Origin of the sequence: Paraglaciecola sp. L3A3, from assembly GCF_009796765.1 — a bacterium.
Lineage (GTDB): Bacteria > Pseudomonadota > Gammaproteobacteria > Enterobacterales > Alteromonadaceae > Paraglaciecola.
Window position 1 is genome coordinate 4,902,344 of the sequence record NZ_CP047023.1, and the last position, 16,525, is coordinate 4,918,868.

A 16,525-nucleotide genomic window follows, 5' to 3' on the forward strand; every position below is an offset into this window, starting at 1 on the left:
GAGCTAATCAATTTCATAGAGTATGGTTAGCCCATTTGGAATTTTAATGTAGGAGGGTAAATAACCCACAGCGCCCTGATTGTTCTCTAAATAATCTAAAACAAGCTGTTCATCGGCCAATTCTTTAGGAGCTTTTTTCCGCCCAGTAAACTTCATTTGCGCCCAATAGGCTTGAATACGTGATTCAGTTAAACCAACAATTTTAGTGTTAAACAGTATACGAGTATGATTATTTGGGGGTAAAGCGATAGCAGAAAGTCCATAAGATAATGAGCTACCCATAAATAAATTACGCACTTCTTGCCGGTTCAATTCAATATTTGTAATGGCAGTGTTAGCAACAACTAAGATTGAATTATTAGCACTCGCAGAATAACCAGAATATAATAGTAAAGCTATAATCAATGCTTTCATCAAAACACCCACTCCATGGCTACTTGATACAGAATTGCTTGGCCATCAAAGTTATTCACATCTCGAGTAGTAAACAAACCTTGAGTTCCTTCATTTTCCTTTAGCAGGGTCGCTTCAGCTTTTAATGCTAGGTTTTCCTGCCAATCCCAACGAATACCAGCCGTATAGCTAAGCGTACTATTGTCTTGTGATTGACTAAAAGTTTGTTGATAGCCGAATGCTAGTGCATCTAACTGTGCATTGATCCCAGTTGGTATTTCAGCAACAGGCTGAAGATACCTGTTGGTATCTTTCGATATAGATAGGTAAACAGAAACTGGGTAAAAATTTAAACCTCCAGAAATAAAATAACCCTTCGTTTTAGGCGACAGAGATAGATCTGCTTTTATTTGCATTAATTCTGTTCGAAAGAAATAATCTACATCTTCATAAAAGGCACTAATTTGATAAAAACGTCCCACCCCATCAGTCTTTATAGAGTCTGCACTTTGCATGAAACCAAATTGTCGTAACTGGTTGCTAAAGGCATTTAACTCGGGTTGATTAATATCCGCATGCCCCCGGTGATAAGATGCTCTAAAATTCCATCCTTGATAGCCAACCGTTCCAACAATTCCTCGTAAGTTATCAATATCTGTGTCAAGAACTTGGCCATTAGCAACAAATTCTCTCTCTATACCACCTATATAAGCCTCTAAGCCAAGTGATATGTTTTTACCTACATACTCATACTGACTCTGAAGCCCCTCGTAAGTAGGAAACAAAAATCCTCGATAAACTTGCTGGGGCAAAGATATCCAAGGATAAGCAAAGCCGACATCAATAATATCACTGTAATTAAATATTGGAGTACGTTGCCTACCGATTTTGAATTTCCATGCATTGCTTGGAGTATAAGTTAAGTACAACCACTCGATACCTGAATCACTATCGTCGGCAGTACGTGCAACAGCTTGTCCTGTGACGGACAAGTTATCCATAACTTGATAGTCGAGTTGCAACCCTAGCAGGGTCTGTTCAGTAAAACTAATACTGTCATCGTAGCCTAAAAATGTCCCATGTTCTTCGTTCAGATACCCTGCAATCACGCGAGCAAAACCTGAAAACTGTAATTTATCATTAGTTTCTGCTTGTAGCGATGACATCCAGCAGCTGAACAAAACTAAGCTGCTAGCTGGAATAAAGCGATGAATTCGTAACATTCGGTTTTTAACCTTTTCGTCTACCGGTTCTATATTTTTACGAAGCAACTATTATCACTTCCTCTATTTTCTAAATATAACTGGCTAATAAACGTGATAAAGAGAGGATGGGATTTAAAATAACCACTCTAGGGCCACTAAATATAAATTATTGGACTCTCTAAGCTAACCTCATTGACTGGTATATATTACTGTTAAACTCTTAGGAATAACCGTATTAGCGGGTAAGTACCCTACTGCTCCCTGATTGTTTTTCAGGTAAGTTAATACTGATTTTTCATTTGCAACTTGCTTAGGAGGGGTTTTACGTCCAGTAAAACGCATTTGTGCCCAATATGATTGAATCCTAGATTCTGTTAAACCTACCACTTTAGTATTGAACATTACTCTGGTTTGATTATCTGGTGGCAATGCCACAGCTTTAAGGCCATAAGATAACGAGCTACCCATAAATAAATTACGCACTTCTTGTCGACTTAGGGTAATAGAAGTGTCTTGTGTATTAGCGACTACAACTATGCCGTTAGCACCTGAAGCGTGCCAACTGCTAAAACCCAATAATGCGATAAAATAAAGTAGGTATTTCATCAAAACACCCACTCTAATGCCAGTTGATAGAGTGGAGCTTTGCCATCAAACTTACCTTCATCTAGCACTATGAATTGAGAGCTTGTGCCTAGAGCTCCTTTAACCCAGGTTACTTCAGCTTTGAATGCAAGGTTCGTTTTCCAATCCCATCTTGTGCCTAGGGTAATACTTTCGGAGCTAAGGGCAGGTAAGGAGTTAAAAATTGTTTGATAGCCCAATGCCAACCCATCAAGTTGCGGGTCAATACCTACAGGTATTTCATTGACTGGCTCTTCGTAGGAACTGCTACTTTTTCCAAAAGACAAATAACTTAAAAACGGATAATAGTTATAACCTACGACTACAAAATAACTGTCTACGTCAGGTATAACAGCACTCTCACCTAACGTTCTGGTAGCTTCAGCTCGAAAGAAATAGTCTAAGTTGTCATAACTAGCTGCCAGTTGATAAAAATCAATTTTACCGTTTGGGTTTAAAAATTCTGCATTTTGGTAAAAACCAAATTGCTCAAGTATACCGGCAAAATCTAGGAGTTCTGTCAGGCCAATAAAAGTCTCTGCCGTATGGTACGCGGAGCGAAATGCCCAGTTATCATAGTTTATCTTAGCAATCAGGCCGCGGAGATCGTTAACATTCGCCTCAACTTCGACACCAGCGTTGTAAATGGTGTCATCAACACTACCCCAATAAGCTTCAACCTCGACTCCAATTTTTTTCCCAGACCAATTATAGTTAGCTAGTACCCCTTCAAAGGTTGAAAAAAATACCGATTTGTATACTTGTTGTGGAATAGTTACCCATGGATAAGCGAAACCTACATCAATAGAATCACTATAATAAAAAAGTGGGGTGCGTTGTTTACCCACTCTAATTTGAGTTGAGTCAGAAGGCTTATAGGTTAAGTATAACCATTCAACTCCTGATTCTCGTTCATTTCCGCTATGACCAATAAATTGTCCTGTAGCAGACAGGTTATCGAGTATTTGATAATCTGCCTGCAAACCAATCAAGCTTTGTTGACTTAAACTTAAATTATCATCATATCCTAAGTAGGTTGCATTTTTTTCATCAAGATAACCTAAAACTACACGAGCAAAACCTGAAAACTGTAATTTATCAGTAGTTTCCGCCTGTAGTAATGGCGTCCAGCTACTAAGCAAAACTAAACAGCTAACGGATATAAATTGGTGAATTCGTAACATTACGTTTTTAATTTTCCTGTCTCACGGTATTTATTTTTAACTATATAAAACACTACTTGTTGAAATGAAGAAGGCTCTCGTTTAAAAGACCCATTCTAAAGCCACTAAATATAAAATAGCTTTTCTATCAAAGCTTGGATCATTTACAGTAAAAAAAGCTCGATCAGAATTAGCACCGTTTAATTGGCTTATTTCGCCTTTTAGAGCCAAACCAGCCTTTAAATCCCATCTAGTACCTATGGTAAATGCCTCTGAACTATCAATGGGCAATTGATTAAATATCTCTTGATAACTAAAAGCAATGATATCTAGTTGTGAGTTTATACCTATAGGAATATCGGTAGCAGCTGGTTCATATTGAGTTTTATTTTGTGAATATGAAATATAGGTAGAAAAGGGAAGATAGTTATATCCCGCAGAAACGAAATAATTATCGCTGTCTGGAACAAAAACAAAATCAGCCTGTATTCGATTAAATTCGGTTCGTACGAAGTAATCTATATTTTCAAAATTAACACTCAATTGATAAACTTCGGTTGATCCCACCGTAGCTAAAGATTCAGCACTCTGAGTAAAACCAAGCTGGCCCAACAAGCCACTAAATTGTACTACATCATCGAGGTCAACACTTGTTCTACCTTGATGGTATGAAGCTCTAAAAGTCCAATTTTGGTAGGCCAGGTTACTAATTAATCCACGAAAGTCTGTCGTTTCAGCCTCCATAATACGCTCGGCCACTACCACTTTATCTTTAAATCCCCCCCAATAGCCTTCAATATTCAACACAAATTCATTATTAGATATTTCATAGTTTGCCATTAAACCATCAAATGTGGAAAAGAAGTGGCGGGGATAAGTTTGTTGCGGTAATGTTGCCCATGGGTAGGCGTACCCCACATCGATTACATCACTATAATTAAGAAATGGTGTTCGTTGCCTGCCCAGTTTAAATTTTAACGCCTTAGTGGGATGATAAGTTAAATATAACCATTCAATACCTGAATCACGCTGCGCCCCTGTATGTCCGATAACTTGCCCAGTTACAGCGAGCGTATCGACAACCTGATAGTCGAGTTGCAAGCCAATTAAGCTTTCTTGATCAAGACTAATTGAATTATCATAACCTAGGTATTCAGCATTTTTATCATCCAGATAGCCCATTACCACACGAGCGAAACCAGAAACCTTCAGATTATCTTCAGTATCAGCATAGGAGCTCGAAATACCACTAAAAAAAACCAAACAAGTGAACAACAAAAAATAATTATTACCACACTTAAAGTCATCAACAGGGCTATTTTCATTGTAATTAAGCAAAGGTATTCTCCATAAAAATTGCCCTGAGATAAAACAAACAATTGCACATTATTGAATGGTATAAATTATAGTTAAATCATTAGGGAGGGCAATACCAGCAGGCAAATATCCTACAGCTCCATCATTGTTCTCTAGGTACTTTAATACCAAATCTTCACTTTTCACTTCTTTAGGTGCGGTTTTACGACCAGTAAAGCGCATTTGTGCCCAATACGACTGAATACGTGATTCGGTTAATCCCACCACTTTAGTATTAAACAACACTCGAGTTTGATTTTCAGGCGGTAAGGCAACAGCTTTTAAATCATAAGGAATAACACCGCCCATAAATAAATTGCGGACTTGTTGTCGACTGAGCTGAATAGATTTATCGTCAGTATTAGCCACTACTATAATTGCATCCGACGCAATAGCTGCAGAAATAAAGCTCAGTAAGAATAAGATTAAAAAAGCGCAGGTTTTTTTCATTAAAACACCCACTCAATAGCAAGCTGATACAAGATAGCTTCACCATCAAATCCACCTAAGTCTTTCACCGCATAATCATTACTAATTTCGTCATTAGCTTCAACATAGGTCACTTCTGTTTTGAGAGCCAAGTTTGACAAAACATCCCAGCGAAGACCAATTTTGGTTCCTGCAGATTTATCATCAGGAAACTGAGCTAATGCCCCAAGATAAGTAGCCGCCAGTACGTCTAGTTCCGGAGAGACACCAAATGGAATTTCGTTTGCAAGGTGATCAAAATGAAGATCTTTTTTTCCGTAAGAGATATATAGAGTGTAAGGATAAAAGTTATAGCCAGCAGAAATATAAAAACTATCAATGTCTGCGACTAAACCACCTTCACCGACCATTTTGGCAATTTCACTACGCACAAAATAATTTAAATTTTCATAGTTTGCACTAAATTGGTAAAACTCAATAAGCCCGTTAGCATTCAGCCAATCAGCGCTTTGGGTAAAGCCGACTTGCCGTAATAGCTGACTAAACAGTTCCGCTTCATCTTGTTCAATATTAACATCGCCCTGATTATAAGAGGCTCGCAAGCTGAAATTTTTATATGCTACAGTGGCATTGATACCAACTAGGCCTATGACTTTTGTATTTATCTCTTGAGTACTCAAGTAAATTTTGTCGTCGAACCGTCCCCAGTAACCTTCATAATTAATCAACCAATCGTTGATCGCAAACTGGTAGTTAGCCAAAATACCATCAAAAGTTGAAAAGAAAGCAGTATCATAAAATTGTTGTGGCAACGTCAGCCAAGGATAAGCAAAACCAACATCCAAACTATCACTATAGTTAAAAAAGGGGATACGCTGCCTGCCGAGTTTAACTTGCAATGCATTATTAGGATGGTAGGTAAGATATAACCATTGCAGCCCAGAATTACGCTGGTCCTCTGTATATCCTACAAATTGGCTAGTAAGTGAGAAACTATCACTTAAATGATAATCAGCTTGCAAACCAAGCAGTGATTGTTGATCTAAGCTAATACTATTGTCATAACCGACATATTCGGCGTTTTTATCATCTAAGTGGCCTAACACCAATCGGGCAAATCCAGAAAACTGCAATTTGTCATCTGCAGCAGAGGCCACAGGGCTGATGCCAAGCAAAATAAGTATCAAACCAGCAGTACTTAAGATAAATCTAATATTCAAAATATAGGAGATTCTATTTAGAGTAATTAATTACCAACAAACATACTACGAGACAATATAGAGTCAACAATTATCATAATTATGATGCAATAAAATAGTAGCAATTAGGCTAGAAAATTCAATAGGCTGCCCTTTAACACCTATGTTACATTCAGTTAATAATAGCGAATTACCTAAAAGACACTAAGTTCTCAATGTAATTAGCACTAAAACCAACCTGACTATAAGGATGAAATGCAGACATGTCTGATTTTCGCCAAAAAGCACTCGATTACCACACGTTTCCAGTAGCTGGAAAAATTTGTATAGAACTCACCAAGCCAGCAGAAACTGTTGACGATTTAGCCTTAGCTTATAGTCCTGGTGTCGCTGAACCTGTTAGAGAAATTGCAAACAATCCAGACGCCGCATACCAATACACAGGTAAAGGCAATTTAGTTGCAGTAATTTCTAACGGCACAGCCATTTTAGGTTTAGGTAATTTAGGCCCTTTAGCTTCAAAACCAGTTATGGAGGGTAAAGCATTACTGTTTAAACGTTTTGCTGGCATCGACTCAATTGATATCGAAGTGGACAATAAAAGTACTGAAGATTTTATCAACACAGTAGCTAACATTGCAGATACCTTTGGCGGAATCAACCTTGAAGATATCAAGGCTCCTGAGTGTTTTGAAATTGAGCAAGAGTTAATCAAACGCTGTAAGGTGCCCGTTTTTCATGATGATCAACACGGTACAGCTATTGTTACAGCCGCCGCTATGCTCAACGCATTAGAAATCCAAGGTAAAACTATCTGCCAAGCAACAATAGTATGTTTGGGTGCTGGTGCAGCTGCTACAGCCTGTATGGAATTATTGGTCAAATGTGGGGCAAAAAGAGAACGTATTTATATGCTTGATCGCAAAGGGGTCATTCATACACGAAGAGACGATTTAACCCCTCACAAAAAGTTATTTGCCAACAATACTGATAAACGTACTTTAGAGGATGCCTTAGATGCAGCTGATGTTTTTGTCGGTGTATCAGGCCCTAATTTACTCCCTGCCGAAGCGTTAAAACTGATGGCTGCTAAACCTATCGTTTTTGCATGCTCTAACCCAGATCCAGAAATAAAACCAGAACTAGCGCACTCAATACGAGCCGATCTAATTATGGCAACAGGTCGTTCTGATTATCCCAATCAAGTTAACAATGTCTTGTGTTTCCCCTTTATTTTCAGAGGTGCATTAGATGTTAGGGCATCACAAATTAATGACGAGATGAAAATAGCTGCTGTAGACGCAATTCGTCAGATAACGAAAGAAGAGGTGCCTAAAGAAGTGCTTGAGGCTAGTAATGTTGCTGAACTGAACTTCGGCAAGGATTATATTATTCCTAAACCCATGGATCCACGTTTATTACAAAAAGTTGCTAAGGCTGTGGCCCAAGCGGCTATTGACTCAGGTGTAGCTGCGATTAAAGAATTGCCTTCTAGCTACAATTAAACAACGCCCCCTCTAAAAATTAACTTAGCTCTAGATAAGCCTAGTTAAGGTTAAATTAATATTTTTAGAGGGGTTTTATTACCCGTTTTCATTCATTTAATCTCCTCACGCTAAAAACCATCACTTCTTTGAACATCTATCATCGTATTAAAAATAGACAGAATTTGGCTCTTGTATTTATTGTAAGTCGAGTTATTATCAAAATGTTGTTCTGAGGAAATTATGCTACAAATTCACAATATCGAAATTTTAAAGAGTAACTTACTCACCTTACCAAATTAAGCCGAACGTATCCTTACGTTCGGCCAATATCCCCTATTTGTTCATTTTTAATATTCAGTCCGATTTGAGATTTAGCCGTGCTTTAACGGTTTTACTAAACATTAATTTGACCAACAACATCTATGTACATGAGTACTAAACTGTAGCTGGGATTAAGCTCCTTTTTGCAAAAATTAATGACTCAACAACTTAGAATGTTTATTTAATAACTGTTAGAAAAAGCACTCTCTAATCGGCTTAAAAGAAACAAAAGTAGTCAATGTATCAAGGGACTTAAATGTACCCCATTGCCTACCCAATCAATAAAGAAAAAAGACTATGCAAAAACAACCTGACATCATTATTTCAACTGCTGATTTAGCAGAATTAGAATATCAATTAGAACGCTCTAAGCTGCCTGAAGATTTTGTTCGAGCGATTGAGAATGAATTAGACCGAGCAACCATTTTGCCTTGTAAAGATATGCCGGAAGACGTAGTGGTTATTGGAAGCCAAGTAACCTTTAAGATTTTAGATACCCAGCGTACTTTTACTAAAACTCTATGTTTACCTGATAACACGATTAAATTCGAAGATAGTATTTCTGTATTTGCCCCTATAGGTTCAGCATTGATTGGATTACGAACAGGCCAATGTATTTCTTGGCAAACCCAACGAGGAAAACAATCGGTAGAAATAATTCAAGTTAATAACCCTATATATTAGCTAAAACATAAAGGGATTAAATCTTTTGCTTTAATCCCTTGAAAAAAAGAGATTAAAACAGTTTATCTGAGCGTTTTGCTCTGATTTCGCAACATAAAAAGGTTGTCATTTATGACATATATTCAACAAACAATTTCTGATTTAAAACACACTAGTCCTGCACAAACTGAGTTTTATCAAGCGGTTGAGGAAGTATTAAATTCTCTTGGGCCACTCTTAGAAAGCAATGACATTTATCAAAAACAAGCCATTATACAGCGCATTGTCGAACCTGAACGACAAATTATGTTTCGTATTCCTTGGGTAGACGATAATGGTGATATTCAAGTGAACAAAGGATATAGAATTGAATTTAATTCGGCTCTAGGTCCTTATAAAGGAGGCCTCAGATTCCATCCTTCAGTTAATGCCGGAATCATTAAATTTTTAGGCTTCGAACAGATTTTTAAAAATGCACTAACGGGTCTATCAATTGGCGGCGGTAAAGGCGGAGCTAATTTTAATCCCAAAGGCCGTTCAGATGCTGAAATCATGCGTTTTTGCCAATCATTTATGAACGAATTATACCGACATATAGGGCCGACAACCGATGTGCCTGCAGGTGATATTGGAGTAGGCGCACGAGAAATTGGCTATATGTTTGGCCAATATAAACGTCTTACTGGCCGTTATGAAGGCATATTAACAGGTAAAAGTTTACTATGGGGAGGCTCATTAGCACGAAAAGAAGCTACAGGTTATGGCACAGTCTATTTTGCAGAATACATGCTAGATGAATTAGGAGATGACTTAAAAGGTAAACGCTGTTTAGTATCTGGTGCAGGTAACGTGGCAATTTATGCAATGGAAAAGCTCTATCAGCTAGGCGCCACACCTATTAGTTGCAGTGATTCGTCAGGGACTTTGTATCATCACACTGGCATTGATCTAAAACTCATTAAGCGGTTAAAAGAAGGTCGTCGAAGTGATCTTGTTGAGTACTTAACCAGCTATCCAGAAGCGATACATACCCAGGTTGCCGATTATCCAGAAAACGGTCATGCAATATGGCGTTACGCCGCAGATGCGGCTTTTCCTTGTGCAACACAAAACGAGTTAACATTAGATGACGCCCAAGCCTTATTAACAAATGGCTGTAAATTAGTCAGTGAAGGGGCAAATATGCCCTCCACAAATCAAGCTGTTGAAGCCTTCCTCGAAGCAGGTATTTCCTATGGTCCAAGTAAAGCGGCAAATGCCGGCGGTGTCGCCACGAGCCAATTAGAGATGGCACAAAATGCCAGTATGCAAAAGTGGACATTTATACATGTTGATCAACAACTTAAACAAATCATGAAAAACATATTCATTAGCGCTAGCGATACAGCCAAGGAATTTGGCCAAGACGGTAATCTGGTATTAGGTGCTAATATCGCAGGATTTCGTCGCGTAGCCGATGCCATGATAGAGCAAGGAGTGGTATAAGTTTTATCCGGTACCTCTTCGTGGGTATCGGTTATTTAATAACAACACCAATAAAAAAATGAACTCTTATCGAGAATTTAATGGAATGGGTATAACGTTACTATTACCTAGAGTTCTGATTATTTAAAATTCGAAAAGATTGGTAACCGCTTTTTATTCACGTAACAATAATAAGCCAGAGATGAGCAATAATTATATGGAAAGTAAATTTTGACTAATAAAAATAAAAAACAAGCTTGGGTTAAAGAAAGTAAATTTGGAGATTGGTTTCTTGATACGAATACTTGGGTCGTGCATGTACTTAAAAGGGCACTAAATGATTTACAACAATTAATCCCGATTGATAAACCGCAAAATTTTGATGTGATTTTAGATATAGGCACTGGATTTGGCCATTCTCTGCTGGAACTAGATTCTCGATTTTCTCCCTCTTCAATTGTGGCATTAGATGTTGACCCTGATGTTGTCAATAAAGCAAAAAATAATGCCGAACAATGCTCAAGCGATATTAAATTTTTAGTCTGCAATGCGGCAGAGATAGATTTAGCCGATAATTCAATAGATATGATTTTTTGCCACCAAACCTTCCATCACATTGTTGACCAAGAGTCGGCAATCAAAGAGTTTTATCGGGTATTAAAACCTGGTGGCTGTGTGTTGTTTGCAGAGTCTTGTCGCCGTTACATTCATTCATTTATTATCAAGTTACTTTTTCGCCATCCTATGAGTGTGCAAAAAACCGACCTTGAGTATTTAACTCTGATTAAAAATGCAAATTTTTTAGTGAATGAAAGTAGTGTATCTACACCTTTTTTATGGTGGTCAAGAGAAGACTTGGGAATATGGGAAACCATCACAGGCAAAGTCGAAGATCCAAAAACCCGTGAAGAAACACTTATCAACGCTGTTTTCTATAAACCTTAGATTAATTTTTCTAATAAGAATCAGTGCTTTTTTGCAGCTTATGAATCATTAGATAATTTTCGACTACTATTAACCTTATTAAATATAAGGTTAATGTGGATCACGGATTAATGTATGAATCGAATGTTATGCGCTTTGCTGTTAGTTATTGGTTTGCTCATAACCCATGATTGCCAAGCGCTCAATATTACCTATATGGGTTTAGGTGCCGGAAGAGATCAATATTTTACCGATCTTTTAACTGCAGCATTAAAGCATGCTGAAGGTGGCCCTCATAAAGTTGCACGCTACATACATGACCTTCCCCACCATAGATCATTCTACTTTCTAGAAAAAAACCAAGATATAGATTTGGTTATTGCTTACGCTACAACAGAACGGCACGAAAAATATTTAGCCTTGCCCATCCCGCTAATGAAAGGCATCAATGGTTGGCGAGTGTCCTTCGTGCACAAGGACAATGTGGATATATTCAAAGAAGTAAAAAGTTTAAAAGCACTTAAAAAATTTATCCCCGGTCAATTTCATGCTTGGACAGATGCAAAAATATTAGCTGAAAATGGTTTAATTCCCGCCACTAGTTCTGAGTTTTTAGGTCTGTATGCATTGTTAGATAAAAAACGAATCGATTATTACCCGCGTTTTTTTGGCGAAATAGACCTAGAACTCAACAACCCTGGCTTAAAAATAGGGCCACTCAAAAACTTGTTAGCCGACCCTCACATTATATTAATCTACCCTACTGCTTTTCATTTTTACGCGAATAAACAAAATGATAAATTATTTGAATTACTGTTAAATGGATTCGATAAAATTATCGCCAATGGTACTTTTGATAATATATTCCAGCAATATTTTGGCTCAGCTCTAGACAAAGTCCGCAGTGAAAAACGCCAAGTATTTTATTTACAAAATTCCTTTTTACCGCCCATTAACCCAGCCAGAGAAAAGCAATTATTAGAAAAATACTAATACCAATGGCTGTTAATAATTGAGTACAATACCTTATGCTATAAAATTCAAACCTGAGCTAAAAACAACAATTATAAGGATCAATAAGAATTTATGTCGGCAATCAATTCAACACCCTCGCCCTTATATTATGTAGGGGTTGACGGCGGCGGCACTCATTGTCGTGCAAGTATTTATGATAATAATTTAAATCTCATCGGCAGAGGGCATGGCGGACCAGCCAATCCAGTAAATGGGCTTGAAATTGCTCAACGCTCTATAATGCAATCAATAGATCAAGCCATCACTCACTCTGGAATTAAGTGTTCATACTCGCACTTAATTGTTGGAGCAGGTTTAGCAGGCTTACATTTACCTAGCCTGCACAAGGCTATGTCTAGTTGGTCACATCCTTTTAAATATTTAGCTATAACTGATGATGCGCATATTGCAGTTTTAGGGGCTCATAATGGCAACAACGGCGCGATAATAATTTTAGGTACAGGTTTTAGTGCAGTAGGCATTAAAGATGAAAAACAAGTTTCTATAGGCGGTTATGGTTTTCCCATTAACGCTGTCTGTAGCGGCTCATGGTTCGGCTTAGAAATAATTAAAGCGGTTTTATTGGATTTCGATCAAATTGGCCCAGAAACATCAATGACAAAGGCTGTGATTGCAGACGAATCACCCATTGAATTAGCCACTCGTTTAAACAACGGCAAAGCATTTGAGTTTGCTAAGTACGCCCCTCTTGTATTTAAACATGCTAAAAATGGTGATGTACTGGCTCAAAATATAATAAAGCTAGGCACCTCGACCATTAATAAAGTCATTGAAAAGTTCATATCCGAAGAAATTGAAGCCATTTCATTTGTTGGTGGCGTAGCACCACACATAGTGGAATGTTTAGATAATAAAAACAAACAGTACATAGTGCCTTGCCATGAATCCCCTGAATATGGTGCTATGATATTCGCTAAACAGAAGATGTAAAATTAACAGTAAACTGGCGTAAGCCAATTGCCTAACCAACTAATTGTTACACGAAAATAGCATAAATAGTTGTTCACAAAACATTTGTAGTTATAATCTGTCCTAGAATTTAAAGGTAACTGCGAACTGATTTGGAGAATGTTGTGAAATTTAAAGCCTTTCTATATGCGTGCTTTGGTATATTGTGTGCTTTCAGTGCATCTGCACAAGATATGACAGATGATGAAATCAAGTCACGTATTCAACCTATAGGTCAGGTATATGTTGCTGGGGCAGTCGCTGAATCTGCATCTAGCGGCCCTCGCTCTGGTGTGGATATATACAATAAAACCTGTGTAGCATGTCACTCTGTAGGTGTATTAAATGCACCTAAATTTCAAAATGCAGGAGATTGGTCTCCGCGTCTTGAAAAAGGTTTTGATACTGTATGGAAAAATGCAATTAATGGTATTGGTGGCATGCCCCCTAAAGGCACATGTGGAGATTGCTCAGACGACGAATTAAAAGCGGCTATAGAGCATATGATTGAGGGTATTTGATTTAAATTATCAGAAAATCCCATAAAAAGGCCACCTAATAGTGGCCTTTTTTGTTTGAATGGTTTACTTTTGAGAGCTTAATATTTCGTCATAAAATAATAAAGCGAAGCCCGAGCACTAATGACTTCAGATAATATTGCCGATAACCTGTCTCTTGAAGAACTACAAGAATTAGTTCCTCAATTGCAAGAGATCACTAAAAAATATAAGCACTCCGAAGTAATTCAAAAATCTCTGTTTGAAATTTCAGAATTAGCTAGCACTATCAATGAATTATCTAGTTTGTATCCGGCCATCCAAAAAATCATTGGCACCTTTATTCCTGCCCAAAACTTCTCTGTGGCTTTTTATGAAGAAGGCAGCGATTGTATAGAATTCGTTTATGCTGACCAAAAACCCGCTGAAGAAATCATCTCAAAAAATTCTTTAAACGAATTAAAAGAAACAATTACTGGATATATATTACGTACAGGTAAATATTTATTCTTAAAACAAGAAACCTATAACGAACAACTTGCACAAATGTCTATCAAAAGTATTGCTGCAAAACCAGTAGATTGGATTGGCGTTCCTTTAAAAAGAGGTTCTCAAGTAATAGGTGCTATAGCCGTACAAAGTTATAATGAATCGATACGTTTTACCCAAGAAGATTTGGAAGCGTTGTTATTTGTATCACAACACATAGTCAATTGTGTCGATCGGGTAAAAAGCAGGGAGTTAACTGAAAAGAGCTTTCGTCAACGAACCAAACAACTCAGGTTAATGAATGAAGAGCTACAAGAGGAAATTAGTGAAAGGCAAAAAGTAGAATCATTACAACAAGCGTTATTTGAAATTTCAGAATTATCAGCCTCGACAAACCATAATACGCATAATTTTTATAGCATTATTCACGATATTCTCGCTCGGTTAATTGGTGCTCCGAGTTGTTACATATCAAACATAAATGAAGAAAGTCAAACCTTAGAGTTTCCCTATTATAAAAATGAATTGGCAACCTATATTGAACCAAGGAAAATGGGCTTAGGGCTAACCGAATATATTATTCGTCACGGCACTGCGCAATTAATAGACTCATCAAATGTCACCCAATTATATGAGGCAGGCGAGTTATCTGAAAAAATTTGCAGCAATATGTGTGAAAAAGGTCATTCATGGCTGGGGGCACCTTTAGTTATCGATGGCAATATATCTGGTGTCATAGCGGTACAAAGTTATACAGATTCAAAACAATATACTTTAAAAGATTTGGAGTTTTTACGATTTGTATCGCATCATATTGCCGTAGCTTTTACCCGCAAACAAGCAACGGAGGCAATGCAAGCCTACAACCAACGCTTAGCTGAAGAGGTAAAACAACGTACCCAAGAATTAAACTCAGCTAATACATTTTTGCAAAAACAAATCGAAGAAAGAAAGCTAGCACAACTACAACTAGAATACGACACGCAGCATGATGCATTAACTGGACTCGCCAATAGAGTTTTATTCAATAGTCGGCTTGAACTAGCGATAGCAAGTAAACAACGATATTCAGCTAATCACTTTGCAGTGATATTTATTGATTTGGACCGATTCAAACAAATTAATGACTCATTAGGTCATTTGGCTGGAGATGCATTTTTAAAAGAAGTTGCCAATAGGATCAACTCTTGTATTAGAGCTCATGACTTACTTGCCCGCTTAGGAGGCGATGAGTTTGTCGTGTTATTTGATAATTTTGATGCCCCTACAGATATAGAAGAAATATCTGGGCGGATTATAGAATCCATTGCTAAACCCTTTAAGATCGAAAATAAAGATATGTACTCTGGTGCCAGTATAGGTATTACCTACTTGGACAGCAGTTATCATAAAGCTGATGAAGTGTTGCGAGATGCAGATGCTGCTATGTATCATGCAAAATCTTTGGGCCGCGCTCGATATGTTATTTTTGATAAAACCATGCGTGAAAAGCTGCTTGTAGAATTAGAAATGGAAGAAGAGTTCAGAAAAATTTTACAAGCTAGAGCTTTTGAACATTACATACAACCTGTGGTCGATCTAAACACAAAACAAGTATTATACGAAGAGTGCTACATTCGCTGGCAATACCTAAGTTTAGGGAAAATTAAACGAGAGCAGTATTGGCATGTGGCAGAGCAGTGTGGTTTAACTGTGGAAATGGACAAATATATCTTATCTAACGCCTGTGAAATGTTAGTGGCGTGGAAAAATGGTAGTGCTGCTGACAAAAATAGACTGGTCGCCATTAACTTATCAATCCATCAATTAACCCAAACATCTTTGGCTAAACAACTTGTTGAATACTGTGTCAACTCTGGTGCGGATCCGAAAAAATTAGTCTTAGAATTTAACGAAAACACCTTAAACAGTCGTTCACAGTTTTTATTACCAGCAATTAAAATCTTAAAAAGAGCGGGGATTACTTTAGTCTTGGATAATTTTGGTAGCGGATTAGCGTCATTAAGTTACTTATATTCTTATCCATTTGATTACGTCAAAGTTGACCACCACTTTGTGAAAACTTTGCCTCGTTCAGAACGTAACTTAAAGCTGATCCAATCGGTATTATCTATTTCTAGCCATCTAAAGTTTAAATTGATTGCCGAAGGTATTACTACAGAAGCGCAATATACCCTTCTCGCAAAAGCTGGCTGTCAATTTGGTCAAGGAAAATTTTTACAAAAAGCAGAAAAAGTAGAAATAAATGATGGCACTAACAATACGATTAGCGCCTAATCAAACAATGATTAATATCAACCCCAATAAATAAATCTACACTCAGCGAGA

At 37.5% G+C, this 16,525-nt stretch carries 15 protein-coding genes; 8 read left to right on the forward strand and 7 right to left on the reverse strand.

What is annotated here, in order from left to right; translation table 11 throughout:
* Positions 1-3 precede the first annotated feature (3 nt).
* The 7 genes from GQR87_RS20355 to GQR87_RS20385 all read right to left on the reverse strand — a co-directional run bounded on the left by GQR87_RS20355 (position 4) and on the right by GQR87_RS20385 (position 6,357).
* Complete coding sequence (locus tag GQR87_RS20355; protein ID WP_158972516.1) at positions 4-414, reverse strand: hypothetical protein; 411 nt, start codon at positions 412-414, stop codon at positions 4-6.
* On the reverse strand, positions 414-1,616 hold the full coding sequence (locus tag GQR87_RS20360; RefSeq protein ID WP_233267337.1) for a hypothetical protein: 1,203 nt from the start codon (positions 1,614-1,616) through the stop codon (positions 414-416). Before GQR87_RS20360 ends, GQR87_RS20355 begins: the two co-directional genes overlap by 1 nt.
* A 171-nt stretch (positions 1,617-1,787) precedes the next feature.
* Positions 1,788-2,204 (reverse strand): hypothetical protein, encoded by a 417-nt coding sequence (locus tag GQR87_RS20365; protein WP_158972517.1) that lies wholly within the window; start codon positions 2,202-2,204, stop codon positions 1,788-1,790.
* On the reverse strand, positions 2,204-3,406 hold the full coding sequence (locus GQR87_RS20370) for a hypothetical protein (protein WP_158972518.1): 1,203 nt from the start codon (positions 3,404-3,406) through the stop codon (positions 2,204-2,206). The genes GQR87_RS20365 and GQR87_RS20370 overlap by 1 nt, the downstream gene beginning before the upstream one ends.
* An 81-nt stretch (positions 3,407-3,487) precedes the next feature.
* Positions 3,488-4,723 (reverse strand): hypothetical protein, encoded by a 1,236-nt coding sequence (locus GQR87_RS20375; protein WP_233267338.1) that lies wholly within the window; start codon positions 4,721-4,723, stop codon positions 3,488-3,490.
* A gap of 48 nt (positions 4,724-4,771) precedes the next feature.
* Positions 4,772-5,191 (reverse strand): hypothetical protein, encoded by a 420-nt coding sequence (locus GQR87_RS20380; RefSeq protein ID WP_158972519.1) that lies wholly within the window; start codon positions 5,189-5,191, stop codon positions 4,772-4,774.
* Complete coding sequence (locus GQR87_RS20385; protein WP_370459647.1) at positions 5,191-6,357, reverse strand: porin; 1,167 nt, start codon at positions 6,355-6,357, stop codon at positions 5,191-5,193. Before GQR87_RS20385 ends, GQR87_RS20380 begins: the two co-directional genes overlap by 1 nt.
* A gap of 275 nt (positions 6,358-6,632) precedes the next feature.
* Here GQR87_RS20385 and GQR87_RS20390 point away from each other — a divergent pair, with 275 nt between their 5' ends.
* From GQR87_RS20390 to GQR87_RS20425, 8 genes are all read left to right on the forward strand, one after another.
* Positions 6,633-7,874 (forward strand): malic enzyme-like NAD(P)-binding protein, encoded by a 1,242-nt coding sequence (locus GQR87_RS20390; protein ID WP_158972521.1) that lies wholly within the window; start codon positions 6,633-6,635, stop codon positions 7,872-7,874.
* Between the two features lie 600 nt (positions 7,875-8,474).
* On the forward strand, positions 8,475-8,861 hold the full coding sequence (locus GQR87_RS20395; protein WP_158972522.1) for a GreA/GreB family elongation factor: 387 nt from the start codon (positions 8,475-8,477) through the stop codon (positions 8,859-8,861).
* A 111-nt stretch (positions 8,862-8,972) separates the two neighbouring features.
* Entirely contained in the window at positions 8,973-10,325 is a 1,353-nt protein-coding gene (gene gdhA, locus GQR87_RS20400) for an NADP-specific glutamate dehydrogenase (RefSeq protein WP_158972523.1), read from the forward strand.
* Between the two features lie 210 nt (positions 10,326-10,535).
* Positions 10,536-11,249, forward strand: coding sequence for a class I SAM-dependent methyltransferase (locus GQR87_RS20405; protein ID WP_158972524.1), 714 nt, complete (start codon positions 10,536-10,538; stop codon positions 11,247-11,249).
* Positions 11,250-11,363: 114 nt separating this feature from the next.
* Positions 11,364-12,221 (forward strand): hypothetical protein, encoded by an 858-nt coding sequence (locus GQR87_RS20410; RefSeq protein ID WP_158972525.1) that lies wholly within the window; start codon positions 11,364-11,366, stop codon positions 12,219-12,221.
* Positions 12,222-12,314: 93 nt separating this feature from the next.
* A complete protein-coding gene (locus tag GQR87_RS20415; protein WP_158972526.1) occupies positions 12,315-13,193 on the forward strand; it encodes a BadF/BadG/BcrA/BcrD ATPase family protein in 879 nt (292 codons plus the stop codon).
* Between the two features lie 143 nt (positions 13,194-13,336).
* On the forward strand, positions 13,337-13,732 hold the full coding sequence (locus GQR87_RS20420) for a cytochrome c5 family protein (protein ID WP_304611198.1): 396 nt from the start codon (positions 13,337-13,339) through the stop codon (positions 13,730-13,732).
* 120 nt (positions 13,733-13,852) lie between these two features.
* The gene (locus tag GQR87_RS20425; protein WP_158972527.1) at positions 13,853-16,474 is read left to right on the forward strand and encodes an EAL domain-containing protein; all 2,622 of its coding nucleotides are present in this window, start codon (positions 13,853-13,855) and stop codon (positions 16,472-16,474) included.
* Positions 16,475-16,525: the final 51 nt, after the last annotated feature.